2 protein-coding genes are annotated in these 2610 nt (G+C 60.8%); one reads left to right on the top strand and one right to left on the bottom strand.

Going from position 1 to position 2610, the window contains the following annotated elements; genetic code table 11:
• Nucleotides 1–6 precede the first annotated feature (6 nt).
• Nucleotides 7–1197, top strand: coding sequence for a glycosyltransferase (locus EN879_RS31545; RefSeq protein WP_245478681.1), 1191 nt, complete (start codon nt 7–9; stop codon nt 1195–1197).
• Here the strand turns inward: EN879_RS31545 and EN879_RS31540 are convergent.
• Nucleotides 1190–2320: a glycosyltransferase family 1 protein gene (locus EN879_RS31540; RefSeq protein ID WP_063170901.1), complete on the bottom strand. Its 1131-nt coding sequence runs from the start codon at nt 2318–2320 to the stop codon at nt 1190–1192. The two genes, EN879_RS31545 and EN879_RS31540, sit on opposite strands and share 8 nt — an antisense overlap.
• Between the last annotated feature and the right edge of the window lie 290 nt (nt 2321–2610).

Here is a 2610-nt window from a genome sequence, read left to right as displayed (position 1 = left end):
GCCAAGATCGATGTATCCATCGAAGAATTGCCGGCCGCGCCGGGGCCCGGCTTCGACAGCAATGCCAGGATAGCGATCGTTCATGACTGGTGCCCGAATTTCCGGGGAGGGGAAAGGGTTCTTGCGCAAATCTGCAAGCAGTTCCCCAACGCCGAGGTCTTCACGCTTTTCGATTTCCTGCCACAAGAGGTGAAGGAGCAATATTTCCACGACGTGGAATTCCATACGTCTGCGGCCAACCGGATACCGATGGTCCATAAATTCTATCGATCCCTCTTCTTTTTCTGTCCCTTTCTGATCGAGCAATTCGACGTGACGGGCTACGACGCGGTGATCTCGTCGTCGGCCGCCTTCTCGCGCGGCGTCATCACCAGGCCGGACCAGCCGCATCTGTGTTATGTGCACAGTCCCGTCCGCTACGCCTGGGATGAACAATTTTCCTATCTTCAGCAGGGACGGCTTGGTTTCGGCCCCAAGGGAATGCTCTATCGCTACATGCTCCATCGCCTGAGGACATGGGATACGAGAACCGCGCACGGTCCGGACCTGATGCTGGCGAACTCGAATTATGTCCGCTCCCGTATCCAGCACATTTACGGGCGCCAGGCGCGCGTCGTTTTCCCCCCGGTCACACTGGGCGAATTGCCTTGTGTGGAGGATAAGGACGATTACTACGTTTCAGCGTCCTTCCTCGCCCCCTACAAGCGCACCGACCTTGTCATCCGGGCCTTCAACGAAATGCCGTCGCGGCGACTGGTCATCGTTGGCGAAGGGCAGCAATCAGCCTGCTTGCGGGCGCTTGCCGGTCCCAACGTCACCTTCTCGGGCTACCTGCCCCGGAAAGACTATGTGGACACGCTGGCGCGGGCGAAGGCGATGGTGTTTGCGGGCTGCGAGGATTTCGGCATAGCGCTGGCCGAGGCACAGGCCTGCGGGACGCCGCTGGTCGCGTTCGGTCGCGGCGGCGCCGTCGACATCGTACAGCGGCTAGGATCATCCTCCGAGCCGACAGGAGTGCTGTTCAAGGCTCAAACGGTCGATCACCTCAAGCAGGCAGTGGAACGGTTCGAAGAGAATAGCCATGCCATTGCGCCGCGCGCTTGCGCCAGAAATGCAGGACGTTTTTCAGAAGAGAACTTCGACCGCGCGATCCTGGAATCGCTAGACGCCGTCCAGGCACTTCACGAGATCATGTGAATTCGGGAGCCCTGACGATCTTCGTTTCCGTATCGACGCCGTCTGCGGCCGCCATCGCCTGGAGATAACGCAGGCCCGTCGCCCTCCAGCTGTATTCCGCGGCTCTCGCCTTTCCCTTGCCCATCATCTGAGCGCGCAGGGCCTGAGAAGTGCGAAGCTGCACGAAACTGTCGAACCATGCGTCCTGGTCGTCTGGGGATGCAAACAGCGCTGCATTGCCGCAGACTTCAGGCAGGCTGGCGCGGTCTGAAACCACGACAGGACAGCCGACGGCCATCGCCTCGAGGGCTGGGAGACCGAAGCCCTCCGTGAGCGAGGGGAAAGCCAGGCATAGCGAGTCCCCGAGGAGGGCCGCCAACTCGCCATCCGAAATGCGGCCGAGCCAGTGGATGTTTCGCGCTTCGGTCCTGGCGGATCCTGACCTAAAGACGCGCGAATCCGACATGCCGACAATCGCGATTCTGAGTCCGGCTTCGCCAAGACGATCAGCCATGTTCAGGAGGAGATCCAGATTCTTGTGAGGTGCGGTACTGCCGATCAGGACAACGGTTTCCCGCGAGGCCGCCAGCCGCGTCTGTGCTGAGTGTTCAGGCTCCCACCGCAAGGCATGCTCATGGCCGTTCGGCGCCACGAAAGCCCGCTCTGCCGGGATGACGTCGCGGCGAACCAGTTCATCCAAGGAGTAGTTGGAAACGGTCGAAATACCGCACGCCGTCTTGCCGAGGGCGGGCAACAGATTCCTGTAAAGAAGTCTAAAGGCAAATGAATAGCTCTGCGGGGCATTCCAGACGTTTGCATCATGGACGCAGACGATATGCTTGCGGGAAAGCAGCGGCCCTGTGTTGCAGAGGCTGAGCAGTCCGCTGCCATCCAGGGATGAGGGGAGCTGCACCTGTTCCCAGGCATGCCCGTTCATGCCGCCGATCTCTCGACGCTCGATGCAAGCCAGGGGGAAGTCTCCGGACCCTGGAGGGTGGAGCAGTGCAAGCTCGAGGCCGCGGGTCAGCGGGTTCTGCTCGGCCAACAAGGTGTCGAGAGCGCGCACGACCTCGCGCGCGTAACGCTGAACGCCTGTTGTCGGCTGCGAAAGAAACCGCCCATTGATCGTCCAACGTCGCGCCATGTCGTCCACCCCTTGGAACTTTCAGTGTGGAACCGTCAAGACGCCAGGTCACCATGGCCATCGGGTCATTCGGCTAAGTGGCAATCATCCGGATTGGCGACGTCGGACAGCGTACCTACCTCGAACGTTTAAGGGCCTTGGTGTTCCTGGGAATGCTAGTCTGCCTAGGGTGCCGGAAGGTCGGGGAAGCTGGACATGGCCAAGCTCGGGTTCGATACGAGGGAGTCGCCGCAACCAAGATCGGCCTGGCCGGCGAACAGACACCGTGCCGACACGCCCCTGGCCAGATC

The sequence above is a fragment of the Mesorhizobium sp. M7A.F.Ca.AU.002.02.1.1 genome, assembly GCF_003998535.1.
Lineage (GTDB): Bacteria > Pseudomonadota > Alphaproteobacteria > Rhizobiales > Rhizobiaceae > Mesorhizobium > Mesorhizobium ciceri.
This window is presented reverse-complemented; position numbering and strand designations above follow the sequence as displayed.